The sequence below is a fragment of the Pontibacter pamirensis genome (assembly GCF_010015475.1).
Classification (GTDB): domain Bacteria; phylum Bacteroidota; class Bacteroidia; order Cytophagales; family Hymenobacteraceae; genus Pontibacter; species Pontibacter pamirensis.
Genome location: NZ_SSNI01000002.1, coordinates 168,693 through 194,773, shown reverse-complemented (window position 1 = coordinate 194,773; position 26,081 = coordinate 168,693). Strand labels below are relative to the sequence as shown.

Here is a 26,081-nt window from a genome sequence, read left to right as displayed (position 1 = left end):
CGAATTTAAATCAACTAAAATATCAAACTATGGAAAAGAATAATGTAAAGCGAATCCATGATTTCAAGCAAAGTATATGGCTTGACTTCATAGATCGTAAAATAATGGATACCGGTGATCTGCAGAAGCTGATTGACGAGGATGGCGTACGGGGGGTTACCTCTAATCCGGCCATTTTCGAAAAAGCCATCAGCAGCAGCTCCGACTACGATGCGGATATAAAAGAGCTGAGCCGGCAGGAAATGAGCAACGAAGACATTTTTTACGGCCTGGCAGTGCGTGACATCAAGCGTGCAGCAGATCTGTTCAAACCAGTGTATGAGGAAGAAGTGAAGGGAGCCGACGGCTACATCAGCTTAGAAGTGTCGCCGCACCTGGCCCGTGACACAGAAGGAACTATCAGTCAGGCGCGGGAGCTATGGAAGGCTGTTGACCGGAAGAATGTGATGATCAAGATACCCGGTACGGCAGAAGGCCTGGCTGCGATCCGTACCTGCATCAGCGAAGGTATAAATATCAACGTCACCCTGCTTTTCAGCCTGGATCGCTACGAAACTGTGGCGAACGCCTACATCTCCGGATTAGAGGACCGCGTGAGAACCAATAAGCCGATTGATCATATCGCTTCGGTGGCAAGCTTCTTCCTGAGCCGCATTGATGTGATGGTCGACCCGGTGCTGAAAGAAAAAGGACTGGACCAGCTATACGGTGAAGTAGCGATTGCTTCCGCCAAAAAGGCTTATGAAATCTATAAGAGAGTTTTCAGCAGCGATCGCTTTAAAAAGTTGGAAATTGATGGGGCGAAACCGCAACGCCTGCTATGGGCCAGCACCAGTAGCAAAAACCCTGATTTCCCTGACACCAAGTATGTAGAAGCACTGATAGGACCTAACACAGTAAACACTGTGCCGATGGAAACCTTGGAAGCGTTCCGTGATCATGGGCAGGCGGAGAACACGCTGGAAGATGGTCTGGGCAAAGCTTCCAACACTTTATCGCAGTTAAAAGAAGCCGGAATTGATCTGGATGAGATGACGCAGAAGCTGGAGGAAGAAGGAATTGAGAAGTTTAACCAGCCTTACGATAAGCTGCTTGATGCGATAGGACAGCAAAAGAAAAAAGCACTGGCTTCAGGCAACTCCTGACAGTAGTTGCAAATAAGAAGCAGTTGAAGTTACCCAATGATAATACTGCCTTAACAGGTAGTTTATTTTGAGTGATTGTGCAGGGTATTATAAAATGCTTTTTTGTCATTTCGAACGCAGTGAGAAATCTGGGTTATTTCATGGCCCCGGAATATTTCAGATTTCTCACTGCGTTCGAAATGACATTTTTTTTAATATATGCTTTCCGCAGCCACAACAGGATTACAAGCGAGAGTTATCTACTACTGTCCAGTTGATGTTGCCGTTGTTAACAGTATATTTCAAAATCATGTACCCGCCGGTGTGTCCGTCTTCATAGTAGGCCATGGCATAGCGGTCGTTCAGGATACGGGTATCGCGGATAGCCATGGTACCGCCTAAAGTGCCTTCTGCAGAGATTAGTTGGCGCTGCTTACGCTGCAGGTCGTTCATGAGGTCTGTTTCGGGGTTTTCAAGTCCTTTTTGCTTTAGCCGCCGGACATCAGATTCGCTCAGCGTGCCCAATTCATCCACAAAAGCAGCACCGCCCGGAGGCACCATTCCCATGGTGTCAGGAGGTAGCATATAATCTTCTAAAGAGTCCATAGCCTGAGCCTTCTGCTCCAGTTCTGAATCAACTTCTTCCAGCTGATTATCGGCGATGGCTAAGCGGCTTTCAGCTTCATTCTTCTGCCAGTAAAAATGTATGGCCAGAAACAGGAAAACGGCTATTAATATCCAGGGAAGAATAGCTTTCATGTATTTGATGTAAAATGCTGCTCAATAGTTTGAGTTGTGAAGATAGGCAAATGTACACACTGTAGGGTGTAGTGGTGCTGAATTTTGCTTTTGCCTGGAAAACAAAACCGCCTGCCTCTTTGCGGAGGCAGGCGGTTAAGCTTATGTCAGAAGTCCTTTACTCTTTGTCGATATATCTTTTGTCTCAACTAGATCGTCTGATCCACGTCGAAGTTCTCCAGGTAATCAGCAACACGGCGTACGAACATGCCTCCCAGCGAACCGTCTACCACGCGGTGGTCGTAGGAGTGCGACAGGAACATGAAATGGCGGATACCGATCAAATCACCTTGCGGTGTTTCAATAACGGCTGGCTTCTTCGTGATTGCACCCAGGGCCATAATGGCTACTTGCGGCTGCATGATGATTGGCGTGCCCATTACGTTTCCGAAAGAACCTACATTAGACACCGTATAAGTGCCGCCCGACAAATCGTCTGGCGTCAGTTTGTTGATGCGGCCACGGTTTGCCAGGTCATTCACCTTCTTCGTCAGGCCGTTGAGGTTCATCTGGTCTGCATTCTTGATGTTTGGCACGATCAGGTTACCACTTGGCAACGCTACTGCCATACCAACGTTGATGTCCTTGTGGCGGATAATTCTATTTCCGTCTACTGACACATTGATCATAGGGAAGTCTTTAATTGCCTTCACCACCGCCTCGATCATGATGGGGGTGAACGTCAGGTTTTCGCCTTCACGTTTTTTATACTCATTCTTCCACTTGTTGCGCCAGTTTACAATGTTGGTTACATCGGCTTCCACAAAAGAGGTAACGTGCGGGGAAGTCTGCTTGCTTTCCACCATGCGGTCGGCAATCATCTTGCGCATGCGGTCCATTTCTATTATCTCCACGTTTCCGCTGTAGGAGGCAGCGGGCTTCACGGAAGCCGCCTGAGGCTGTGGTGCTGCGGCAGGTTTTGGTGCTGCAGGAGCGTGTGTCTGCGCTTGCTGAGGGGCATTGTTAACCTGTTCGGTGGCTTGCTGTGGCGCTTCGGAACGATTATCTACGTACGCCATGATGTCTTTTTTAGATACCCGCCCTTCTTTGCCTGTACCCGGAATATACTCCAGCTCCTGCATAGAAATGCCTTCTTCGCGAGCTATATTCAGTACCAGCGGAGAATAAAAGCGGCCCGATGCAGGCTGGTCTAGTTTTGCTACAGCACTTTCAGTTTGTGCAGAAGCAGCAACGGTTTGCTGTGGAATCTCCTCCTCAGTAGCAGTAGCAGGGGCTTCAGTGGTAGCAGGATCAGAAGAGCCAGTGTCCTCTCCGTTAGTGGAGATAATGGCTATAGGAGCACCAACGGCTACTACATCTCCTTCCTGTACCAGAATTTCTTTCAGTACGCCAGCCTCTAAGGCCGGTACCTCGGTGTCCACTTTATCTGTAGCTACTTCCAGCACCGATTCATCCTGCTCAATGGTGTCACCCACGCTTTTAAGCCATTTCAGAACGGTACCTTCCATGATACTCTCGCCCATCTTGGGCATAACCATTTCTACAAGTGCCATATTTGTCGTTATTCGTTGTGCGTTATCTGTTAGTGGGCATAAAGCATAAAATACAGCAACAAAGGCTTTTAAGTTAAAAAGAGTGAGTCTTCACTTTTTTTAACATATCTTTTCGCTCAATACCCGGACAAAGTTATGAAATTTAGCCTATTCCTCAACGGCGGCCGTCAAACTTTGGCGTACCAGGTTCAATACAGCCGTGGCAGTATACTCAATGTTGAGCAGCCTGTCTTTGTTATAGTTCAACAGCCTTGCCACTGTTCTGTCCTTATCGGCATAGGCAATCCAGATGGTGCCTATCGGCTTTTCTGCTGTGCCTCCGTCAGGTCCGGTGATGCCGCTGGTAGCTACACCAATATCAGTACTGAACTTTTGGCGCACGTTTTCTGCCATCTCCCTCACTGTGGCTTCACTTACGGCGCCATGCTGCTGCAGGGTTTCCTGATTCACGTTTAGCTCTCTTGTTTTTACCTCGTTGTGGTAGGCGATTACACTACCCTGGTAATAAGCAGAGCTGCCGCTGATGCTCGTGATTTTGTGCGCCAGGTATCCGCCAGTGCAGCTTTCGGCGGTGGCAATCGTCAGCCCCCGTTCTTTTAACAGCTGCCCAATGGCTTCTTCTAACTTCACCTCTCCAAATGCGAAAATGTGGTTCGGGATAATGTGCGGCAGCTTTTCCACTTCCGCCTGCAGTTCCTGCTCAAGCTTTGTAGCATCGCTGCCGGTGCCTGTCAGGCGCAGGCGAACGCCTCCCAGGTTCGGGAGGTAAGCCAACTTCAGGTGCTCCGGCAGGTTGGTTTCCCATGCTTCTAACCTGTCTGCCAGTATAGATTCTGGCATGCCCACGGTCTGTACTACTTTATGTATGATTTCAGGTGTTTTATAATAGGTTTTCAACTGGGGCAGCACAATGTCCGTCATCATGCGCTTCATCTCAAACGGCACCCCCGGCATCGATACAAACACTTTACCCTCCTGCTCAAACCACATGCCCGGTGCAGTGCCCAGCACATTCCGGACAGCTGTACAGGCCTCGGGCAGAAATGCCTGCTGCCGGTTCAGCTCTGTTACTTCAATGCCCCTTTTTTTAAAGATTTCTGCAATATCATCCAGCGATGGTTCATGCAACTTTAAGGTGGTATTAAAATACTCTGCCAGCACGTGCTTGGTCAGGTCGTCTTTGGTGGGGCCGAGGCCGCCGGTTATCAGGATAATGTCTGCTCTTGTTCTGGCATCGTCCAGGGCCTTTACAATATGGTCAGCGCTGTCGGAGATGGAGGTAATCTGCTTTACCCGTACCCCTATCTTTGTAAGCTCTGTCCCCATCCAGGCAGAATTGGTATCCACAATCTGGCCGTACAGAATCTCGTCGCCTATGGTGATGATTTCAGCAATAACTGCTTTCATATATATTTTTGGTCTGATTTATGTTTAAGTTTGGAAAACCGTTTTAAGTTAAAGATGTTCTGTTGATATGAAAAAACTACTCTACACTTCTCTTTTCGCCCTCACCCTGGGGGCCTCTGCCTGCACCGTGGCGGATGTTCAACGCACTATGGACGGCGTGTTGGCCGGCACAGCGGGTGCTCCTGTCACTCAATCTGAAGTTGCCTCAGGCCTGAAGCAGGCGCTGGAAGTAGGAATCAGAAAAGGTTCTAACCAGGCTTCTCAAACAGACGGCTACTACAGAAATCCACTTATCCGGATTCCTTTTCCGGAGGATGTGCAGCGTGTAGAGAATACGTTGCGCCAGGTAGGCTTGGGTAACGAAGTAGATAAATTTATACTTCAGCTGAATCGTGGCGCTGAAGATGCTGCCAAAAGTGCAGTGCCTATTTTTGTGAACGCCATTAAGCAACTGACCATTGCGGATGCCTGGGCTATTCTGCGGGGCGATAAAGATGCGGCCACTCAATACCTGAAGCGCACCACCTCACAGCAGTTGTACAATACATTCAACCCGATCATGGTAACCTCGCTGGAGAAGACCAACGCTACCAGGTATTACACTGATATTGTGAACCAGTATAACAAGATTCCTCTGACACAGAAGGTGAACCCTGACTTGGATGATTACGCGACTCAAAAGGCCATTGACGGACTTTTTGTGATGATTGCGCAGGAAGAGGCGGAGATACGTGAAAACCCGGTTGCCCGCACCACCGAACTGCTACGCAGGGTGTTTGCGAAAGAAAACCAATCGTAGGCCAAATATATATGGTCCTGTGAAATCACCCGCTCTACATATAAGTAGGGCGGGTGATTTTTTTTGTGGAACATAAACCTCTGAACGAAAGTACAATACAGCAAGCTGCAAAAAGCAGGCACAGCGCCCCTTAAAGCGGACATAAAATGGAAGACAGACGATTCAATTATACGAAACTCACAAAAGAGAAGGACTTAGATGTGTTGATGGAGGAGATAGGAGCTGCCCGGGTAGTGATGCTGGGGGAAGCCTCCCACGGCACCTCTGAATACTACACTTGGCGCACCGCCATCTCAAGAAGGCTGATACAGGAAAAAGGCTTCAGCTTTGTAGCCGTGGAAGGCGACTGGCCGGAGTGTTACGCGGTAAACCGGCTTATAAAAGCTTACCCTAATGCGGGTAGCAAAATTGCCGATGTGCTGCAGGTTTACAGGCGCTGGCCAACCTGGATGTGGGCCAACTGGGAAGTAGCGGCTTTGGTAGAGTGGCTACGCGATCATAATCATCTGAAAAGCGGCAAAGAGAAAGCCGGTTTCTATGGTCTGGATGTGTATAGCCTATGGGAGTCACTGGACCAGATCGTGAATTACCTGGAAAGCACCGACGGACAAGCTGCAGAAGCTGCCCGTAACGCTATTAATTGTTTTGAGCCTTTCAAACGCGACCCGCAGGAGTATGCGCGAGCTACTGCTTTTGTACCCACAGACTGTGAAAATGAAGTAATTGAGATGCTTCAGCGGGTACAGTCGCGGAGAGTCTACTCCGAGGATCCAGAAGGCGAGTTCAACACAAAGCAGAATGCGCTGGTGGCGGTAAATGCAGAGAAGTATTACCGGGCTATGATGCGGGGAGGCGGGGAATCCTGGAACGTGCGCGATAGCCATATGATGAAAACATTGGAACGTCTACTTGAGTTTCATGGGCCGGAGTCGAAAGCTATTGTCTGGGAGCATAACACGCACATAGGTGATGCCAGCTATACAGATATGGCGGATGATGGGATGTTTAACATTGGGCAGCTGGCCCGTGAGCGATATGGCCGGGATCAGGTGAAGCTGGTAGGCTTCGGAACCTACCAGGGCACCGTAATTGCGGGAAAGGCCTGGGGTGCCCCGATGCAGAAAATGGACGTGCCGCCAGCTGTGGAAGGCAGTTGGGAAGACATGCTTCACCGCATGAGCACCGACGATAAGATTATTATCTCCAGTGACATGCGCTACGTGCCGGAGCTACAGCAGCGCATCGGGCACAGAGCCATAGGAGTAGTTTATGAGCCAAAGTATGAAGCGTTTGGCAACTATGTGCCCACCGTTATCCCGGAACGCTATGATGCTTTTATTTACTTTGACGAAACAGAAGCCGTTCACCCACTACGCATGAAGTCACGCGGCGCCAAAGAACCTGACCTCTATCCATGGAACTACTGAGCGCGCAGCTTTCCATTATGAATGATGAATTTAGAATCATGAATCGGAATGAGGATAGGTGAATGAGAAAAAGATACTTTCTGGGTTTGTGTAGAATTATATTAATTGCATGAGAACTTTTCATTAATAATTCTAAATTAATCATCCTCTCATTACCAGAAAAGTAATATAGCTGACGTAGACTATCAGGAAAAAGACGCCGTTCCAGCGGTCGATGGCGTTTCTTTTGCCGATGGGCATTGCCACAATAAGCAATGTGCTGGCAAAAATCATCATCACGATATCAGAGTTGCTCACCACATCAAAAGGCAGGGGATTGATGAGGGCACTGATGCCTAAAATCCAGACGAGGTTAAAGATATTCGAACCCACCACGTTGCCTACTGCTATGTCGATGTTGCGGCGGAAAGCAGCCATGGCAGAGGTAACGAGTTCAGGCAAGGAAGTGCCGATGGCTACTACTGTAAGTCCGATAAATGACTCGCTCAGCCCAAACGACTGCGCGATGTGCACTGCTCCGTCCACCACCCATTTTCCCCCCAGAAATAATCCAACAACTCCCAGCAGTATAAGCAGCACCGATTTCTTTACCGACAGAAGCGGGGCATCGCCCTCGGCATGCGGTATCACCTCATCTTTGTTTGTCTTGGCAATGTTGTAGATGTAGACCATAAACAGCACGAAGAAGAAGAGTAGAATGGCGCCATCCAGCCGGCTGATATATAGTTCGTCCGTCTTATTCAGCAGCGTGGCATTGGCAAGAAAACCAACCAGCAGGGTAGCTATCAGCGAAAAGGGAATTTCGGTAAGGATGGTGTTACGCCTGATAGGTAAGGGGCAGATAATAGCTGTTACTCCTAGTATAAGCAGCAGGTTTGCTACATTACTGCCAAACACGTTCCCGATTGCCAGCTCCGACTGCCCCTGTAAACTCGACAGCACGTTGATGATGAGCTCCGGGAGTGAAGTGCCAAAGGAGACAATCGTAAGCCCAACTATCATATCTGAAAGACCGAAGCGCTTGGCAATAGAGGTGGAACCTTTGACCAGCACATCGGCACCTTTTATGAGCAAGAAGAAGCCTATTACAAATAAGAAGTATAAAAACATGAATGGGGAGACGTGTTTGTCTGTTTTCTTGCTACTTGATGGCAAGTATTCAGACGAAGGTTAAAAAAAGATGGCTGCTCATAGCCTCTGAAGCTTTGAGCAGCCATTGATGCTGATGTACGCAGGATTATTGCATGTTGTGGTAAACCGCCTGTATGTCGTCGTCTTCCTCGAAACGCTCAATCAGGTTCATCACCTCTTCTTCCTGCTCCTCCGTCAGTTCGGTTCTAGTGGTCGGGATGCGCTGCACATCGGCACTTACTACCTCCAGCCCTTTTTCCTCCAGCCCTTTCTGCATATTACCGAATTCAGTAAAAGGTGTTTCAATAATGATTTCCCCCTCATGCTCGTATATCTCCTCGGCGCCAAAATCAATCAGTTCCAGCTCCAGTTCCTCCAGGTCAACGCCTTCTGCGGAGATTTTAAAGATGCCTTTGCGCTCAAACAAAAAGTCAAGGGAGCCGGTCTTTCCTAAAGTGCCGTTTCCTTTTGAAAAATGCATGCGCACGTTCGCAACGGTACGGTTCAGGTTATCGGTGGCGCACTCCACTACCACAGCAATGCCATGTGGGGCGTAGCCTTCGTATACTACTTCTTCATAATCTTTCTCTTCTTTAGAAGAAGCCCGTTTAATAGCTGCCTCAATACGGTCTTTCGGCATGTTCACGCCTTTGGCGTTCTGAATAGCCGTGCGCAGGCGTGAGTTGGTGTCAGGGCTCGGACCGCTTTCTTTCACGGCCATTACTATCTCTTTGCCGAGGCGCGTAAAGGCCTTCGACATTTTATCCCATCGTTTAAACTTTCGGGCTTTTCGGAATTCAAATGCTCTTCCCATGGTATGAGTTAAGTGTATACTACAAAGTTAGGCAGCTTACACGTAAATTGGTAGTTGTTTGATTGCTTAATTGTTGGATGTTGGTTTAATGATTAGCTTATATGGTTACAATGCCAGATGGCTGCCGCTTCTGTTAAAATACTATACATACATGGGTATACTGCTAACAATAAACAATCAATTATCAACAATAAACTCATTTTCTTGAAGCGGGGTGATAGTCCGAGATGCGGAGGTGGTGTTGGCAGAAGCTGTACTCGTGCTGAATGTTGGAAGCTACGATGATCAGGCGGCCCTCCTGGTTCTGTGACACATGCTCCTGGTACCAGGCGACGCCTTCCTGATCGAGGTTGGTGGTTGGTTCGTCTAACAGCAGGAGGGGAGTGTCAGAGTATATTGCCAGACCTAACTTCAGGCGCTGCTTCATGCCGGAGGAGAAATCCTTCACAAACTTGTTTTTTGCTCTCTGCAGCTCCAGGCGGTCTATGAGTTCCAGGTGGGAGAGCTGGTGGCGCAGGGGCTTAAAGTGGGTGTGGAACTGGAGCATCTCCAGCAGCGTAAACTCCTCCACCAGTTCCAGGTAAGGGGCTGTAAGCGACAGCTGCCGGTAAGCCTGGTCAGGGGCTAGCCTATTATCTTTTAAAGTATAAGTGATTTCTCCCTCGCTGTGCAGGTTGTACCCGGCAATGGTTGTAAGAAGAGTGGATTTCCCGGACCCGTTACGCCCCAGTATGGCATAAGAGCTCCCCGACTCAAATGTATAAGTCAGGTTCCGGAAAATCCACTCGTAATTATAGCGTTTACCTAATTTGCTTAGGTTAATTTGCATCTTTGGCAAAATAGCTCTTGATGATACCGCGACCCGAATTCCGCACAAAGTTCAGTATCTCATCGCGCTCATTGCTAGGTGCCAGTTCTAGCTCAATCTTATCCAGCGCCTCAGTATAGTTCATGCCACTCATAAAAAGGAGCCTGTACACATGCTGTATATCATTGATTTGCTCGCTGCTAAAGCCCCTGCGGCGCAGGCCAATCGAGTTGATGCCTGCATACGTAAGCGGCTCGCGCGCTGCTTTCACGTAAGGAGGAACATCTTTCCGCACCAGAGAGCCGCCGGAAATCATGGCGTGTGCGCCAATCTTCACGAATTGGTGTGCTGCACTGGAGCCGCCGATGATGGCGTATTCGCCCATCTCCACGTGCCCACCTAGCTGCACGGCATTCACCAGGATACAGTTATTGCCAATAATGCAGTCGTGGGCAATATGGGCGTAAGACATTACCAGGCAGTTGCTGCCCACTACGGTCTTCATTTTATCAATCGTGCCCCGGCTAACGGTTACACATTCCCGGATTACGGTATTGTCACCGATAACGGCGGTCGTGTCTTCGCCGGCAAACTTCAGGTCTTGGGGAACAGAGGAAATAACCGCACCCGGGAAAATTTTACAATTTTTGCCGATGCGGGCGCCTTCCATAATAGTTACGTTGGGGCCTATCCAGGTGCCTTCGCCAATCTCAACGTTTTTGTAGATAGTTGAAAAAGGCTCTACTACTACGTTCTGCGCGATTTTAGCCTCTGGGTGGATGTATGCTAATGGCTGGTTCATGCGTCTTTTTTTACTATGCTTGCCGACATTTCAGCTTCCATTACCAGCTGCCCGGCTACGAAAGCCTGGCCAGACATTTTGGCAATACCGCGCTTTATAGGCGCCAGCAGTTCACATTTAAATATTATAGTATCGCCCGGAATTACTTTGCGCTTAAAGCGGCACCTATCTACTCCGAGAAAGTATGTCCAGTATTCCTCCGGGTTATCTACTGTACTTAAAACAAGAATACCGCCGGTCTGTGCCATAGCCTCTATTTGTATAATACCTGGCAGCACCGGATTTCCGGGGAAGTGGCCCTGAAAGAAGGGCTCATTCATGGTGATGTTCTTCACACCTGTAACAGTGGTCTCGTCTAAATGTATGATTTTGTCAATCAGCAGGAACGGGTACCTGTGTGGCAAGGTGGCCGCAATCTGGTTGATATCCATTACCGGCTTCTTCTTTGGGTCGTAAGTAGGCACGTTCTTGATGGCCGCTTCGCGGATCATTTTCTTTACCTTTTTAGCGAAAGCCACGTTGGCGGCATGGCCTGGGCGAGCCGCTAATATCTGGCCCTTAATTGGCCGGCCGATCAAAGCGAGGTCGCCCATCAGGTCGAGTAGCTTGTGGCGGGCTGGCTCGTTTTTGAAGCGCAGGTCGGTGTTGTTGAGCACCCCTTCTGCTTTTACCTGCACCTTTGGCTTTTTAAGCAAGTCCGATAAGTAAGAAAGCTCTTCATCCTTCACTACCCGATCCACAATCACAATGGCATTATCTAAATCACCTCCCTTGATCAGGTTCTGCTTATACAGTGCCTCCAGTTCATGCAGGAATACAAACGTGCGGCATGGCGCTATCTCCCCTTCAAACTGGGAGAGGTTTGTGATGGAAGCGTGCTGGCTGCCCAAAACAGGGGAGTTATAGTCCACCATTGCTGTCAGGCGGTAGTCATCCAGTGGCAAGGCAACAATTTCTACGCCCCGGCTTTCATCTTTGTAGGTGATACCTGAGGGTATTTCAAAGTAATTACGGAGAGCATTCTGTTCCTGAAACCCAACACTTAGCAGCGCCTTCACAAACTCAATAGAGGAACCATCCATTATCGGTGGCTCTGGTCCGTCTAGCTCTATCAGTACATTGTCGAGCTGAAGGCCGACCAGTGCCGCAAGGGTATGCTCCACGGTGTTTATGCGTGCGCCGTTCTGCTCAAGGGTAGTGCCACGCGACAGGTCTACCACATTGTCGGCATCGGCGTCTACCACCGGTTGGTCAGGCAGATCGATGCGCTGAAACTTATAGCCATGGTTAATAGGTGCTGGCTTAAAGGTCATGTTGGAAACCACGCCTGTGTGCAGCCCAATGCCCGATACAGTTACCGGTGCGTTAATAGTATGCTGTTTATCGTTCATTCACGTATCTTAGTCGTGTTAGGTGCTTGCTATAAGAGCAAGAGCGCTAGCCTTTTGCTGCTCTTGTTAGGAGGCAGGGTGGGCCTATTAATATCTTTTGCCATTGCAAACTTAAGATATTATATAAGCTATTACCACTTTTTATTCTGAAAGTAGCAGGAGCATAAGCTGCTTGCTTCTAAATAGCCGTTTTCTCTTTCAGAAGTTCGAGTTCCCGTTGCAGCTCAGGTAATTTACGGAATACTGCCATGGCGCGCAGGTTCTGTTTATAGTCGAAAGCAGGGGAGCCTTGTATAATCGTGCCTATATCTTTCACAGACTTGGATACACCTGACTGGGCGCCGATGGTTGTTTTGTCGGCGATACTGATATGCCCTACAATGCCCACCTGGCCCGCAACAACACAGTTATTGCCTATTTTAGCAGAGCCGGAAATTCCAGTCTGTGAAGCGACAACAGTGTTAGCGCCAATCTCCACATTGTGTGCAATCTGCACGAGGTTATCTATTTTAGTGCCCCTGCGGATAATGGTAGAACCCATAGTGGCGCAATCGATGGTGGTGTTGGCTCCGATGGATATATCGTCCTCCAACACGACATTCCCAATTTGGGGTATTGTCTTGTAGGTGCCGTCAGGCTGAGGCGCAAAGCCGAAACCATCGCTGCCGATTACAGCTCCTGAATGAATGGTACAGTTACTTCCTACAACTGTATTGGCGTACAGCTTAACCCCTGCAAAAATAGTGGTGTTGTCGCCTATCTGCACATTATCCCCAATGTATGCCTGCGGGAAGATGCGCACATTGTCTCCTATTTTACAGTTGTGGCCAATATAAGAGAAGGCGCCACGGTAATGATTGTCGCCTATCTGGCTGTTCTTTCCCAGAAAACAAGGCTCTTCTACGCCTGTCTTAGCGGCAATCAAGGCTTGCTGGTAGTACTGTAACAGAGAGGAGAAACTGGAATAAGGATCAGCAACACGTATAAGAGCAGCAGAAACAGCTTTTTTTATTTCCAGCTTATCAGATACAATAACAGCGCTCGCGTTCGTGGAATATAGGTATGCTTCGTATTTCGGGTTTGCTAAAAATGCCAGAGCGCCTGTGTTGGCCTCTTCTATTTTAGCTAATGTGTTGACTTTCGCTGACTTGTCTCCTTCTACCGTGCCCTGCAGCAGGTCAGCTATCTGTTGAACAGTAAATTCCATTTTGTAAAATTAGAGCAAAAACTTAAAAAGGCTAATGCCTGGGGGGTGCAAACTTAATAAAAAAACACGTTGGCCTTTATCAGGAAGAGAACATTTATACCCATAAGGTTGCACGCGCAGCATTTAAAAGAAATAGCACCTTAGGAAGTAAAATTCAGTCTGGATTTATAAAGCATTGATTTCTTGCACCAACCACTTCCTTTGGTGCTGAACAGGATTTTACAGTGTAGCCACTTCCTTCGGATAACACACGTAGTATTTCTCTACCTTCGTGCTCAGGGCCCGGATGCTAGGCAGGTCGGAGGCATCGGCTACGTCAACCACATAACCAGATTTGGTGAGCATGTTAATGGTCTGGCCCTCTACATCGTAGGCGTTATTGCTTATTTTGCCCGATATCATCAGGTACTTTACCTCGTCCTCACTCACGTCAAACTTTTCCTGCACCAGTTCGCTTATCCCCAGCAGCATGTCCTCTTCAATAGGTTTGCTCGAGATAATTACTTTAAAGAGCCGGCGGCTCAGGATGCTGTTAGACAGGAAGGAGAGGACCTTGTCCGGGTGTGCAGCCCACACTTTAATGCCGCCCCATACGTCGTGATCATCCAGACTCACGAAACGCTCTAAAATGGTGATGTCCTCCTTAAAATCCTGCATCGTGAGGTCGGAGGCCAGAAAGAACTTGAGGCTGGGGCTGGCAGGCACTTCCACGCCCTGCTGCATGAGTTCACGCGCCCGCTGCACCACGCGCAGCACCATGTATTCAGCGCTTATCACTGTTTTATGCAGGTATACCTGCCAGTACATCAAGCGGCGGCTCACTAGGAAGTTCTCTATGCTGTAGATGGCTTTTTCCTCTACCACCAGCTGGTCATTGGCCACATCCAGCATTTTTATGATGCGGTCGGCACCGATTTTCCCTTCATACACGCCCGTATAAAAGCTGTCTCGGTTCAGGTAGTCGAGGCGGTCCACATCCAGCTGGCTCGACACCAACTGGTGAAAGAATCTGCGCTCGTACTTGTCTTGGAAGATATCGATCGCCAAGCTCAGTCTCCCATCAAAAGCCTCGTTCAGCATCTGCATGATGTGCAGGGAGAGGTCCTCGTGGTGTACATTTTTGAAGATAGCCGTTTCCAAGGCATGTGAAAAAGGACCATGCCCGATATCGTGCAGCAAAATGGCAATCAGTGACGCTTCAAGCTCTTTATCATTTATTTCGTTATTTTTACTTTTTAACGTTTGCAGCGCCGTGTCCATCAGGTGCATGGCACCCAGCGCGTGGTGAAAGCGTGTGTGGAGCGCGCCCGGATATACCATCTCCGTCAGCCCCAGTTGCTTAATGCGGCGCAGGCGCTGAAAGTAGGGATGGTTGATGATATCGAAGAGAAGGTCAGAGGGAACGGTGATAAATCCGTATACAGGGTCGTTGAGTATTTTTTTCTTGTTCACCTATTAAATTGCTGATTGTTCAATGGCTTGATTGTTGGTATCGTCATGCAATGCTTGCTGTAAATTAACTCGATTATAGATTGGTTCCTTTTTTTCGTAAGTATCAAGTATAACCATGTAGCAATTCAACCATTTAACAACACTGATAAAACAGTCAACTATTACCAATTAACAACCAAAGAGAAAACTATGCAAAGATACGATATTTTATGGGCTGATGATGAGATTGATTTACTCAAGCCGCACATTCTGTTCTTAGAGGAACGGGGCTATAACATCACACCAGTGAACAGTGGCACTGATGCCATTGAGGTTTTTCAGGAGAGAACGTTTGATATTGTATTTCTCGATGAGAACATGCCCGGGATCAGTGGCCTCGAAACTCTGACAGAGCTGAAGAACATACGTCCGATGGTGCCGGTAATCATGATTACCAAAAGTGAAGAAGAGCACATAATGGAGGAGGCCATTGGGTCCCGCATTACAGATTACCTGATTAAGCCCCTCAACCCAAACCAGATCCTGCTGTCAGTAAAGAAAGTGCTCGATAACAAGCGGCTGGTGTCAGAGAAGACGAATATGAGTTACCAGCGAGATTTCAGGCAACTGGGTATGGCTTTTGGCGAGCGCCTGAGTTCGCAGGAGTGGGCTGATATCTATAAAAAGCTAGTCTACTGGGAGCTGGAGATAGACGAGACAGAGAACAAAAGCATGGCCGATGTCATCAATATGCAGAAGGATGAGGCCAATTCCAACTTCGCCAGGTTCGTGATGGAGAACTACGAAGACTGGATAAACCAGGACTCAGACGATACGCCGCTAATGTCGCACCGCTTGTTTAAGGAGCGGGTATTCCCAATCATGAAACAGACGGATCGCCCGGTATACTTTCTGCTGATAGACAACCTACGCTATGACCAGTGGAAGGTGCTGGAACCGCTTATCTCTGATTATTTCAGCGTAGACCAGGAGGAGATGTTCTATTCCATTCTCCCGACCACTACAGCTTATGCCCGCAACGCCATTTTCTCGGGCATGCTGCCAACCGAAATAGTCAAAAAATACCCCAACATGTGGGTGGGCGATGATGAGGAGGAAGGCAAAAACCTGCACGAATCCGATTTCCTGGATATTCAGTTTCAGCAAAACAAGGTAACGGACAAGCACAGCTACCACAAAATAACCAATGTGGCGGCGGGCCGTGATCTGCTCAGCAAATTCAGCAACTTAGACAATAATAAGCTCAACGTTATTGTGTATAACTTTGTGGACATGCTCTCGCACGCCCGCACCGACAGTAACATGGTGCGCGAACTAGCTCCTGACGAGTCGGCTTACAGATCCATTACAAAATCCTGGTTCATGCACTCGCCACTTTACGACACGTTGCGGATGATTGCGGAGAAAAAAGGCAAGCTTATTATCACCACCGACCACGGCACCATCCGGGTAAAGCGCCCTTTCAAGATTATAGGAGACCGTAACACGAACACCAACCTGCGCTATAAACACGGTAAAAACCTGGGCTACACAGATAAAGATGTGTTCACGGTGCGCAAACCCGAACGATTTTTCTTGCCTAAAGCCAATGTTTCTACTACGTTTGTGTTCGCAATAGGGGATTCCTTCTTCGCGTACCCGAATAACTATAATTACTACGTAAACTTCTATAAAGACACTTTCCAGCATGGGGGCGTGTCGCTGGAGGAGGTTATCATACCATTTGTTACGCTTTCGCCTAAGAATGTATAAAACAGGAGCTCATAAAGCACAAATCCGGATGTCGTCGTTGGCTGATTTGCCAGCGGCGGCTTCTGTGCTTATAGAGGCAGCCGGCCAGGAGCCGATTATTCTTTTTGAAGGGCCGATGAGCGCCGGAAAAACAACTTTGATAAAAGAAATTTGTTCTCAGCTGGGTGTACAGGAGAACGTTAGCAGCCCTACCTTTGCGCTTGTAAACGAGTATGAAGCCGCTGAAGGGAACCTTATTTACCATTTTGATTTTTATAGGATAAATGAGGAGCGTGAGGCGCTGGATATAGGTGCACTCGAATATTTAGAATCGGGCAGGCTGTGCCTGATTGAGTGGCCCTCGATGATACCGAATTTGTTGCCGGAGCACTATTTGCTCGTAGAGCTGCAACCTGCTGCTGATGGCGAGGTGCGCACCATGACCATAAACCAAGTATAGTATGACGGATAAGTTCGCCGTAGCATTAGAGAAGTTAGCAAACAATCCTGCTCTTTACCCAAAAGAGTCGATGCTGGCAATAGAGGAGAGGCGCCGCAGCTTATTTATCGGCATTCCAAAAGAGTCTTCGTTTCAGGAGAACAGGATTGGGCTTACCCCCGATGCTGTAAAACAGCTCACCGACCAGGGGCATCGCATCTGGGTGGAGACCGGGGCCGGAAGCCCCTCCAAATACTCTGACCATGAGTACTCCGAGGCAGGCGCCAAAATTGTTTACTCTACACAGGAGGTATACGAGGCGAATATTATCCTGAAGATAGCACCGCCTACTTACGATGAGATTGAGTACCTGCGTCCAGCCCAGACGCTGATCTCAGCCCTCCAGTTCGGTAACCTGACAGCCGATTATATCAATGCGCTTCTGGCAAAAAAAATAAACGCTATTTCTTTTGAGCTGATCCGTGATAAATCGGAAGCCAAGCCGGTGGTGCGTGCCATGAGCGAGATTGCGGGCAGTACGGTGATGCTAGTGGCGGCAGAGTACCTGAGCAGCAGCAACGATGGCAAAGGAGTTATCTTAGGCGGAATAACCGGGGTGCAACCCAGCAAGGTGGTCATACTTGGCGCCGGTACCGTGGCAGAGCATGCGGCACGCGCTGCGTTTGGCTTGGGCGCCGAAGTAAAGGTGTTCGACAATCATATCTATAAATTGCGCCGCCTGAAGCAGAATGTTGGTACACAGCTGTTTACCTCCACCTTAGATAAAACAGTGCTTTACAATGAAATAAAGCAAGCCGATGTCGTGATTGGTGCATTGGTGGCAGAAGAGGGGCGTATTACCTGCATGGTAGAGGAAAGCATTATTGCCCAGATGAACCCGGGGTCTGTTATCATAGACGTATGCATCGATCAGGGAGGCTGTTTTGAAACGTCAGAGTTAACCTCCCATTCCCGCCCGGTCTACCGTAAATACGATGTGATTCATTATTGTGTGCCAAACATCCCATCCAGGGTGCCACGCACGGCTTCGCAGGCGCTAAGCAATATCTTTACACCCATTTTTACAGAGTTCTCAAAATATGGCGGCATAAACGAAGTGCTGTTTACCTATGAGCATTACCGCAGTGGCGTTTATATTTATAAAGGCAGCCTGACGAATGGCCACATTGCCAAAAGATTCGGAATGCGATACAAGGAGTTGGGGTTGATGATTGCGGTAAGAAACTAAAAAGTATCAGAAGGCATTCATTTCTGTTTCTATCTCCACGCTCTATCAGATTGATTTAAAGTACTCAGTGCAGCGGGTTCTTCGACACATAAAAAGGAATGTTGCCGGTGGCAACATGGCCCTGCCCATCGTATATGTAGGCGTATAGCCGGTAAGGACCTGTCTTTTGTGGTGCGCGCAGGCTTATGTTGTTCCCTGATGCTTCACCAAGCACGTTGGGAACAGGATCGGGTTTCTCTGCATTTACGTTGCCGCTGAGTTCTGTGAACGTCTCCGGCAACATCTCCCACTCAACACGGAGGGAATCCCCGTCGGGGTCGAAGGCATAAACAGCAGCATTGTATTCCTGCTGGGGTTTTAGGTAAGCATTTTGGTAGTCAAAGACGCCATTCAGCTTCACATAAGCTACATAGGGGGCCTTGTTTGTGCTGGTGTTACCAGTCCATAGCTCACGCATTACTCCCACGGTTTCAGTTTCTTCACCTGTTTCTAGTATAAGGCTGAACCAGGTTGGGGTAGCCTCATGCTTTTCACCCCAGTAAAAGACATACCCCCCAAGGCTCCTGTCTCTGTCAAAGGTCACGATGCTACTATAACGATCCCTTGTGTACAAAGCCTTCATAGAACTTGTCTGTTCCAGGGGGGCATTCCACCAGGTGGTATACACCTCCCAGTAACCCTGTGCGCCGAATTCCGAGATAATATAAGGGCCTTCCCAATCTATATTTCTTAACTTCTCATCCATATTATCCTTGCCGCCGAACGTGTTAAAGGAAAGTACATCAATGGCGGGGCATTTTTTCAGCACTAATTTAATGATGTCGTCGGGAACTCCTATCAACGTCGTGGTGGTAGGGTGATCCGGATCGACCTCATGTATCATTTCGGCAATTTCATTCACCGCATCCCACACCTCTACGTTGGTACCACCATTATTTACCTCGTTGCCCACTCCCCACATGAGCAGTGCGGGATGGTCCTTGTACCTGTGCACAACCTTCCGGAGCCTCTCCAGTTGCTGTGCCACCTGCTTTTTGTCGTAGTAGTTAAATCCTTCCTTTTCGCGGGTCACCCACAATCCAAGCGTCACAGATAAACCGTTCTCATGTGCCTCGTCCAGAATCCGCTGGGCATCCTCCTCATGCCACACCCGGACTGAGTTTCCTCCGTTTTCTTTTATTTTTTCGAAATGCGTATAGCCACCTGCTCCTTTAATAAAGTAAGGTTCCCCGTTGCGCAGCAGGGTATATTGACCGTTTTGCCAAACAACTTCAACCTTTCTTCCCTTGGGCATATACTTTTCCTTTGCATTGGTGCGCTCACCACAGCTGTTTAGCATCCAACACATAGCAACTAAAGAAACGGAAATTATATAAAGAATACATTTATTAAAGATGGGCATGTCAATCTTTTAGGTAAAGACTACTTCTGGGTAGAAAATTTGAGCTAAAACGGACTAATTTTTAGCAGCTTATTATAAACTAAACTTTCGAAGCAAGGTACGGGTAAATCAGCAAGCATGTTCTTATCAATAAGGTTCCCAACACCACTTAAGGCTTTAACGGTTCTGTACCTGTCGCACAAACGAATTAGCCCATGCCTCTCCTTCTGTAGGATAAACTTATTCGCTAAAGTGGTTAATTGTACAACCACTTAACCGGCCACCCACCATTCTGCCTTTCAGTCAATAGTTCCATCACATGGCGGTAGAAGGCTATCCTTTGTTTTGAAACAAGGCTTATCCAGAAAAAAATATAGTCAAGAGCTAATGTATTATTGGGGAGCAATCTAATAATAAAAAAAATAGATTAAATATTACTACTGTTAAGTAACCTCGCTCCCATCATTCCGTTCTAAGTTTTATGCAAATGTTATATTTCTATTACTAGATTGTTATTATATGATAAAGTATCTATACAATTACCAAAAAAAAGAATACAGGGAAAAAGCAGAACAGTATCCTCGAGCTCTTTATATTTTGTACGCTTTGTTCCTGGTTGACATCTTCTTTGTTGTTCTTCACTTTTATAGCCTCACACTGCCTTTAACAGAAAGCACAGGCTATCTCCGCCTTGATAAGGATGGAGGATATGCAGAGGTGTTTCAGTATGCCCAATATGTGCTAATTGCTGGATTTCTGACTGTGTTGTTCTTTAAGCAGAAGAAGGGAGTTTACTTGATATGGGCACTGCTGTTTCTCTATTTTTATGTCGATGATGCTTTTAGCATTCACGAGTCATACGGAAAGGCGGTTGTTATCTATTTTAGCATTCAGAACTTTATGGGGCTGCGGGGGCAAGACTTCGGAGAACTAGCTGTTTCAGCAGTAACGGGTTTGTTCTTTCTATTGCCTATTGCTAATTATGCTGTGCGCGGCTCCTCTGAGTCCAGGCACTTTTCTATTCAGTTCCTGCTCCTGCTAGGTGTTTTCGTGTTTTTTGGTGTCGGTGTGGATATGCTGCACAGCTTGTTAAACTTTCTGCCTGGCAGCGGCATACTGACAGTTATAGAAGACAGTGGGGAGATGTTTTCCATGAGTGCGATGGTATGGTATGCTTTAACGTACACTTTGTCACTTTTTGGGGTAAAGAAACCTGAAGCATCTATAGTGCAGCACCAGGGAGAAAGCCTAATCATTGAAAAACGACTGATACCTAAGTCAGAGGGGCAGCGTGCATAGTAACAATTGAGCAGGTAAACAGAAGGTGTCTAAGAAGGTAAACGACCCCACCTGAAAATTGAATATTTGAATTTGCTAGGTAGGGAGGTACGAATAAATTAATAAAAAGAGGCTGTTCCGACTTTTCGGACAGCCTCTTTTTACCTGCGTTTTGCTTAAACTAAGAACAGCAGACAGAAGCCCTTTAGGTTATGTCAGGATAGCTTCTGGCGAATAGGTGGATTGGTATTTTCCGTATCTAGGACTGCAATTGTGTATAATGCCTGAAGTTTTGGCTCCTTAACAACTTAGGTGTCAGGAATGTTTTAAAAGACAAGTAACAAAACCAGTTTAAAGGGAGTAAGAAGTGAAGGCATATGACCAGTTAGGGAATAGCATTAAAAAAGAAGGGAGCAGTGTCCCTTTGGCTGCTGCAAAAAGAAGAACACAAAGTTGTCTTTGTTATTTTGTCGCTTTTGAACAACAAAAATTAAATCAGATTGACAATGCTGGAGAAAGTCAGGTGTAGCTTTCAGATAATACCAAAACCTATTATTCGCTAAGCGGGTGAATAGTTTGATAATGTTTAAATAGAATTGCCGTTAAACCTTTCTATAGCACTTAGAGCAAATTCCTTTATATCTTTTTTTGAAAATTTGCGTCTAAATGTTCTGAAATATTAGCCCTTATACCAATTAAATCATAATGAGAATCAGTATTTATTGCATTATTCTATTGTTTATGACAGCCTCATGTGGCTTTTTAAGAACAAGAAATATTGTCTATTTCAGTGACCTCCCAAAAGATAAACCTATCATAACAGAAAAGATAGAGCAAGATAAAGGTCCGGTGATAAAACCTGAAGATCTGCTGAGCATCACAGTAATAACCCTTAATCCGGAGTCTAACATGTTGTTTAACATGGGTATTCTTCAGCCGCTTGGTGGTAGTGGCAACTCCAACGTGAGACAACAGCAACAAGGAAACAATGAGGCTGGCCAGGGATACCTGGTAGATGATCAAGGATATATAGAGTTTCCTGTTTTAGGTAGAGTGAAGTTAGCTGGTTTAACCCGGGAAGAAGCCAACAACAAGTTAACAGCTGACCTTAAGGAATATTTGCAGGACCCCATCGTTAAAGTTAGATACTTGAACTTTCGTGTTACTGTAATTGGTGAAGTTGGAAGCCCTACCATTATAACAGCAATGGATGATAATCTGAATGTAATAGAGGCACTGGGAATGGCGGGTGACATGACACTTTACGGCAAAAGAGAGGATGTGCTTATTATACGGGAAGAAAACGGTATAAGGACGATGGCCAGGCTAAACCTCAATGACAGCAAATCACTTGAATCTCCCTTCTTCCATCTTCATCAAAACGATGTTGTCTATGTAGAGCCCGATAAGGCCAAAGTGGCTGGAACGGGTTTCATAAGACGAAATTGGGGATTTGCAGTCGGAATCATATCCACTGCGTTGCTACTATTTACCCGGTAATACGTTTTTTTAATACTTACTTACCTAAACTTATTTAAAAAGGACTAAAAAGAATGTCTGAATCTGAATTTGATCTTTCGGAAAACGAATCTGAGCCAATTAATATTAAAAGTATTTTATCTAAATACTTGCGCTACTGGTATTTGTTTGTACTGAGCATTATCCTTTTTTTAACGGCGGCCTATATCTACGTGCGTTATACCACCCCTCTTTATGATATTAGCAGCACCTTGTTAGTGAAAGACAACAAACAAGGTCCTAATGTGGCTTTGGACGATATGGGTGTGTTTAAGACAACAGAGGGTATTGAAGACGAGATTATCATCCTACAGTCAAAGAGCCTGATGCAGCGGGCGTTGTCTGAACTGTCTTTGAACACCACGTACTACATGGAAGGAAGAGTGAAAACCGTTGAGGTTTATGGAGATGATCTACCAATTAAGGTGTTAGTCAATCAATTAGACTCAGCGGCATTTGGTAAAATGCTTACTATCCATATTGAAGATAATAACACCTTCGGTCTGGAAGATGGCGAGGGTAATGCTAATAAGTATAAATTCGGGCAGCAAATTATAAAGCCGTATGGGACTTTTACAGTAACGGCGGCTCCCGGAGCCTCCGGCAGTGAAAAAACGATTATGGTTATTCTTCATGATATCCGCAAACTTGCTGACAGTTACAATAACAAACTGAGTGTGGCACCTTATGGTAGTAGCGGACGTGTACTGTATTTAAGTCTGACTGATCCTGTGCCAGAAAAAGGAGTGGACATTATAAATAAAGTAACAGAAGTATACAGCAAGGAAATCGTAGATGAGAAAAAAGTATTGGCTACCAATACTATAAAGTTTATAGATGATCGTCTGGCATATCTCACGGAAGAGCTTTCCGAGGTGGAGAAGGATGTGGAAAGTTATAAGCGGGAAAATGTAATAGCTGACGTTACCACCGCTGGTGGGATGTATACTGCCAACCAGGATGCTTATAACAAGCGCCTGGCTGAACTGGCGATTGAAATCGATATACTGGAATCGATAGAGTCATACTTAAGCAAGGAGGAGAATGAGTATGGAGTGGTACCTACCACCCTTAGTATAACTGATCCTACTTTAACGGGTTTGATAGCGAGCTTCAATCAACTACAAATGGAGCGCGAGCGCATAATGCGTACTGTAACGCCAAGTAACCCTATCGTCGGAAATACAGACGAACAGTTGGAGAACCTGCGAAGCAACATTCTTGAAAACATTCGGAATATCAGCAGAGGGCTTTCCATTTCTCAGGAGAACTTACAGGCCAGTGTTTCTCAATCCAGGGCAAATATTCAGCAGGTGCCTACCATGGAGCGGGAACTGCTGGAAATTAACAGGGACCAGGCCATCAAGACAAACGTTTACCTGTACCTCTTGCACAAGAGAGAGGAGGCCGCCATATCGCTTGCTGGCACAGTGTCTAACTCGCGGGTTATAGATGCTGCAACTGCACATGGGCCGGTGCATCCACAAACAGAAATGGTGTACCTGATAGCCTTATTGGCAGGTATCGCGGTGCCTTTTGCAGGAATCACGATCAAGAATGCCATGAACGATAAAATAGAAGCGACACGTGATGTAGAACAGGCTACTTCTACTCCTATACTGGGAGAACTTAATAACAGCGGCCTGAACGACACACTTGTTGTCACGAAAGACAGCAGAAGCCCGATAGCGGAGCAATTCAGGTTAATTCGTTCAAACCTGCAGTTTGCCACCGCAGGAAAAGAAAACAAGGTCATTATGGTTACCTCCAGCATGAGCGGGGAGGGGAAGACCTTTTTCAGTATTAACCTGGCAGCCAGCTTAGTGCTTACCGGTAAAAAGGTAGTGGTGCTGGGCTTTGACCTCAGAAGGCCGGCCCTGACGGGAAGGGTAGACCTACCAAATACCACCGGAATAACGAATTACCTTATGTCGGAAACGATGCCTGTAGAAGATATTCTACAACCATTACCAGAGGTGCCGGGGCTGTTTGTTATAGGTGTGGGACCTGTTCCGCCAAACCCCGGAGAATTCATTATGCTGCCGGAAGTAGGAAAGTTGATAAATGAGCTAAAGGAGAGGTTTGATTACATCATTGTGGATACAGCGCCTGTGGGGCAGGTGGCCGACGCACTGGCACTGGCACCTTATAGCGATTCATGTATTTATCTGGTCCGGTACAATTATACCAGCAAAGGGCAATTAGCGATTGTGGATGACCTTTATAAGAATAAGAAGGTGAAGCACCCTATGATTGTGCTGAATGACGCTAAAAAAGAAAACGGCAGCTACGGATACGGTTATGGGTACGGTTACGGAGAGGTAAAGGAAAATAAGAGCTGGCGGAATAAGTTTGCAAAAATGTCTTAAAGCTGAAACTTCTTCATAAGTGTTCGTAATTTGGAGCCGTTTATTGAACTGAAAATATTGTTGTCCGAAATATAAATCTAAATATAGAATGTCGTTAGTCAAAACCGAATCAGAAGATACTATTATAGCAGTTATTGGCCTGGGATACGTTGGCCTACCACTTGCAGTTGAATTTGCAAAAAAATACAAAACATTTGGCTTTGATATTAATGCACAACGTGTAGCAGAACTCACCAAGGGGCATGATCAGACACTGGAAGTATCGGAGGAAGAACTTCAGAAAGTTATAGCAAACGACGGCGCTGCTGATAAGGGACTGCTTTGCACAGACAGGTTAGCAGATATTGAAGAAGCAAATTTCTTTATTATCACAGTGCCTACTCCGGTAGACAAACATAACCGGCCAGACCTCACGCCCCTATATAAAGCCAGTGAAACAGTAGGCAAGGTGCTGAAACGTGGCGATATCGTAGTTTATGAATCTACGGTATACCCAGGCGTAACGGAAGAGGAGTGTGTGCCAGTACTGGAGAGAGTATCCGGTCTGGAATTTAATGTTGACTTTTTTGCCGGTTATTCACCAGAACGCATCAATCCGGGCGACAAAGAGCATACGGTTGCCAAGATACTGAAAGTAACCTCGGGCTCTACACCTGAAGCGGCAGAAAAAGTCGACAAGCTGTACAATTCTGTGATTGTTGCCGGCACATACAAAGCAACATGCATAAAAGTAGCAGAGGCTGCTAAAGTAATTGAAAACGCCCAACGCGACATCAATATCGCTTTCGTGAACGAATTGGCTAAAATCTTCAACCGTATAGGTATTGATACGGAGGAAGTATTAGCGGCGGCAGGCACCAAATGGAACTTCCTCAATTTCAAGCCAGGGCTGGTTGGGGGGCATTGCATCGGCGTAGACCCCTATTACCTGGCGCAGAAAGCACAGGAAGTAGGCTATCACCCGGAGATTATACTGGCAGGTCGTCGGTTAAACGATGGCATGGGTGCTTATGTGGCGCATGAAGTAATTAAACTCATGGTGAAAAAAGACATACCGGTAAAAGGAGCAAAAATTCTTGTACTTGGTGTTACTTTTAAAGAGAACTGCCCTGATGTGCGAAATACTAAAGTAGTTGATATCCTGCGTACCTTAAAAGAGTACGATACCAATATCACGATCTATGACCCATGGGCTGATCCTGCTGAAGTAAAGCATGAGTATGGCTGGGAATCAGTAAGAGAGCTTGGCAGTGTGTCAGATTGTGACGCCATCATTCTTGCTGTTTCTCATAATGAGTTCAGGCAACTTGATCTGAAGAAACTGTGTAAGGAAAGCGCGGTTATTTACGATGTAAAGGGTGTCTTACCCAAAGAACTCGCAGCTTCCAGGCTGTAGCAAACAAGGAAGCCGGGGGCATCACTAAAAAGTAATTTTCATCACA

General features: G+C 46.8%; 22 protein-coding genes. 11 read left to right on the top strand and 11 right to left on the bottom strand.

Going from position 1 to position 26,081, the window contains the following annotated elements; translation table 11 throughout:
• Nucleotides 1-29: 29 nt before the first annotated feature.
• Nucleotides 30-1,145: a transaldolase gene (tal, locus tag E1919_RS03625; RefSeq protein WP_162051972.1), complete on the top strand. Its 1,116-nt coding sequence runs from the start codon at nucleotides 30-32 to the stop codon at nucleotides 1,143-1,145.
• Nucleotides 1,146-1,367: 222 nt separating this feature from the next.
• On the opposite strand, the gene E1919_RS03620 is transcribed toward tal, so the two are convergent.
• From E1919_RS03620 to E1919_RS03610, 3 genes are all read right to left on the bottom strand, one after another.
• The gene (locus E1919_RS03620) at nucleotides 1,368-1,883 is read right to left on the bottom strand and encodes a CBS domain-containing protein (protein ID WP_162051971.1); all 516 of its coding nucleotides are present in this window, start codon (nucleotides 1,881-1,883) and stop codon (nucleotides 1,368-1,370) included.
• A 188-nt stretch (nucleotides 1,884-2,071) separates the two neighbouring features.
• Nucleotides 2,072-3,436 carry a dihydrolipoamide acetyltransferase family protein gene (locus tag E1919_RS03615; RefSeq protein ID WP_162051970.1) on the bottom strand — a complete coding sequence of 455 codons (1,365 nt, stop codon included), beginning with the start codon at nucleotides 3,434-3,436 and terminating at the stop codon, nucleotides 2,072-2,074.
• A 147-nt stretch (nucleotides 3,437-3,583) separates the two neighbouring features.
• The gene (locus tag E1919_RS03610; protein WP_162051969.1) at nucleotides 3,584-4,843 is read right to left on the bottom strand and encodes a competence/damage-inducible protein A; all 1,260 of its coding nucleotides are present in this window, start codon (nucleotides 4,841-4,843) and stop codon (nucleotides 3,584-3,586) included.
• A 67-nt stretch (nucleotides 4,844-4,910) separates the two neighbouring features.
• On the opposite strand from E1919_RS03610, the gene E1919_RS03605 reads away from it, so the two are divergent.
• Nucleotides 4,911-5,642 (top strand): DUF4197 domain-containing protein, encoded by a 732-nt coding sequence (locus E1919_RS03605; RefSeq protein WP_162051968.1) that lies wholly within the window; start codon nucleotides 4,911-4,913, stop codon nucleotides 5,640-5,642.
• A 146-nt stretch (nucleotides 5,643-5,788) separates the two neighbouring features.
• On the top strand, nucleotides 5,789-7,069 hold the full coding sequence (locus tag E1919_RS03600; protein WP_162051967.1) for an erythromycin esterase family protein: 1,281 nt from the start codon (nucleotides 5,789-5,791) through the stop codon (nucleotides 7,067-7,069).
• Nucleotides 7,070-7,210: 141 nt separating this feature from the next.
• Here the strand turns inward: E1919_RS03600 and E1919_RS03595 are convergent, their stop codons facing one another.
• The 7 genes from E1919_RS03595 to E1919_RS03565 form a co-directional block, all read right to left on the bottom strand.
• On the bottom strand, nucleotides 7,211-8,179 hold the full coding sequence (locus E1919_RS03595) for a calcium/sodium antiporter (RefSeq protein WP_162051966.1): 969 nt from the start codon (nucleotides 8,177-8,179) through the stop codon (nucleotides 7,211-7,213).
• Between the two features lie 127 nt (nucleotides 8,180-8,306).
• Nucleotides 8,307-9,014: a YebC/PmpR family DNA-binding transcriptional regulator gene (locus E1919_RS03590; RefSeq protein WP_162051965.1), complete on the bottom strand. Its 708-nt coding sequence runs from the start codon at nucleotides 9,012-9,014 to the stop codon at nucleotides 8,307-8,309.
• A gap of 196 nt (nucleotides 9,015-9,210) precedes the next feature.
• Entirely contained in the window at nucleotides 9,211-9,843 is a 633-nt protein-coding gene (locus tag E1919_RS03585) for an ABC transporter ATP-binding protein (RefSeq protein WP_162051964.1), read from the bottom strand.
• On the bottom strand, nucleotides 9,833-10,624 hold the full coding sequence (gene lpxA / locus E1919_RS03580) for an acyl-ACP--UDP-N-acetylglucosamine O-acyltransferase (protein WP_162051963.1): 792 nt from the start codon (nucleotides 10,622-10,624) through the stop codon (nucleotides 9,833-9,835). Before lpxA ends, E1919_RS03585 begins: the two co-directional genes overlap by 11 nt.
• Nucleotides 10,621-12,015, bottom strand: a complete 1,395-nt coding sequence (locus E1919_RS03575; protein WP_162051962.1) for a bifunctional UDP-3-O-[3-hydroxymyristoyl] N-acetylglucosamine deacetylase/3-hydroxyacyl-ACP dehydratase — start codon at nucleotides 12,013-12,015, stop codon at nucleotides 10,621-10,623. Before E1919_RS03575 ends, lpxA begins: the two co-directional genes overlap by 4 nt.
• A 178-nt stretch (nucleotides 12,016-12,193) precedes the next feature.
• Nucleotides 12,194-13,222, bottom strand: a complete 1,029-nt coding sequence (gene lpxD / locus E1919_RS03570; protein WP_162051961.1) for a UDP-3-O-(3-hydroxymyristoyl)glucosamine N-acyltransferase — start codon at nucleotides 13,220-13,222, stop codon at nucleotides 12,194-12,196.
• 219 nt (nucleotides 13,223-13,441) lie between these two features.
• Nucleotides 13,442-14,674 (bottom strand): HD domain-containing protein, encoded by a 1,233-nt coding sequence (locus E1919_RS03565; RefSeq protein WP_162051960.1) that lies wholly within the window; start codon nucleotides 14,672-14,674, stop codon nucleotides 13,442-13,444.
• Nucleotides 14,675-14,863: 189 nt separating this feature from the next.
• On the opposite strand from E1919_RS03565, the gene porX reads away from it, so the two are divergent.
• Genes porX through E1919_RS03550 form a run of 3 tightly spaced genes read left to right on the top strand, consistent with a single transcriptional unit; the run spans nucleotide 14,864 to nucleotide 18,093 of the window.
• Nucleotides 14,864-16,426 carry a T9SS response regulator signal transducer PorX gene (gene porX, locus E1919_RS03560; protein WP_162051959.1) on the top strand — a complete coding sequence of 521 codons (1,563 nt, stop codon included), beginning with the start codon at nucleotides 14,864-14,866 and terminating at the stop codon, nucleotides 16,424-16,426.
• On the top strand, nucleotides 16,419-16,865 hold the full coding sequence (tsaE, locus tag E1919_RS03555; protein ID WP_237143980.1) for a tRNA (adenosine(37)-N6)-threonylcarbamoyltransferase complex ATPase subunit type 1 TsaE: 447 nt from the start codon (nucleotides 16,419-16,421) through the stop codon (nucleotides 16,863-16,865). Before porX ends, tsaE begins: the two co-directional genes overlap by 8 nt.
• Nucleotide 16,866: 1 nt before the next feature.
• A complete protein-coding gene (locus tag E1919_RS03550) occupies nucleotides 16,867-18,093 on the top strand; it encodes an alanine dehydrogenase (protein ID WP_162051958.1) in 1,227 nt (408 codons plus the stop codon).
• A gap of 64 nt (nucleotides 18,094-18,157) precedes the next feature.
• On the opposite strand, the gene E1919_RS03545 is transcribed toward E1919_RS03550, so the two are convergent.
• A complete protein-coding gene (locus E1919_RS03545; RefSeq protein ID WP_237143979.1) occupies nucleotides 18,158-19,387 on the bottom strand; it encodes a glycoside hydrolase family 2 TIM barrel-domain containing protein in 1,230 nt (409 codons plus the stop codon).
• A gap of 693 nt (nucleotides 19,388-20,080) precedes the next feature.
• Here E1919_RS03545 and E1919_RS03540 point away from each other — a divergent pair.
• From E1919_RS03540 to E1919_RS03520, 5 genes are all read left to right on the top strand, one after another.
• Nucleotides 20,081-20,773 (top strand): hypothetical protein, encoded by a 693-nt coding sequence (locus tag E1919_RS03540; RefSeq protein WP_162051956.1) that lies wholly within the window; start codon nucleotides 20,081-20,083, stop codon nucleotides 20,771-20,773.
• A 346-nt stretch (nucleotides 20,774-21,119) separates the two neighbouring features.
• On the top strand, nucleotides 21,120-21,281 hold the full coding sequence (locus E1919_RS03535; RefSeq protein WP_162051955.1) for a hypothetical protein: 162 nt from the start codon (nucleotides 21,120-21,122) through the stop codon (nucleotides 21,279-21,281).
• A gap of 176 nt (nucleotides 21,282-21,457) precedes the next feature.
• Nucleotides 21,458-22,252 (top strand): polysaccharide biosynthesis/export family protein, encoded by a 795-nt coding sequence (locus tag E1919_RS03530; RefSeq protein ID WP_162051954.1) that lies wholly within the window; start codon nucleotides 21,458-21,460, stop codon nucleotides 22,250-22,252.
• A gap of 53 nt (nucleotides 22,253-22,305) precedes the next feature.
• Nucleotides 22,306-24,639, top strand: a complete 2,334-nt coding sequence (locus E1919_RS03525; protein ID WP_162051953.1) for a GumC family protein — start codon at nucleotides 22,306-22,308, stop codon at nucleotides 24,637-24,639.
• Nucleotides 24,640-24,727: 88 nt separating this feature from the next.
• Nucleotides 24,728-26,035, top strand: a complete 1,308-nt coding sequence (locus tag E1919_RS03520; protein ID WP_162051952.1) for a nucleotide sugar dehydrogenase — start codon at nucleotides 24,728-24,730, stop codon at nucleotides 26,033-26,035.
• Nucleotides 26,036-26,081: the final 46 nt, after the last annotated feature.